We start from the raw sequence: 431 nt of genomic DNA, 5'->3' as shown, positions 1-431 counted from the left end.
ACATTGGCCGAAGTCATTTCGGCCGAATGCACGCAGCCCGAAGCCGCGTCCGCGCCAATGTGCGCCTTCATGCCGAAATACCACTGATTGCCTTTCCTGGTCTGCTTCATCTCAGGATCGCGCGACTTCGTGCGGTTCTTGGTTGACGGCGGCGCGGCGATCAAAGTCGCATCCACGATCGTTCCTTGGCGCAACAGCAAACCACGCTCACTCAAAACCGCCGTCATCTCGTCAAACAGCGCTTTGCTCAGCGCATGTTTCTCCAGCAAATGTCGGAACTTCAAGATCGTCGTCTCGTCCGGCACACCCTCGAAGTCGAGGCTGATCCCTGCAAAATCGCGCAACAGCGGTGTCTCCCACAACGCTTCTTCCATCGCGGGGTCGGACAGCCCAAACCATTGCTGCATGAAATGGATCTTCAGCATCGACCG

The 431-nt window shown here is 57.3% G+C and carries 1 protein-coding gene; it reads right to left on the bottom strand.

The features are described 5' to 3' along the window. The coding region (locus tag L3X40_RS22205; protein ID WP_237367487.1) for an IS5 family transposase at positions 1 to 431 on the bottom strand (431 nt) is incomplete at both ends.

The organism is Rhizorhapis sp. SPR117 (assembly GCF_021742065.1).
Note: the sequence above shows the minus strand (reverse complement) of the source record. Positions and strands in the feature narration are given on the sequence as shown.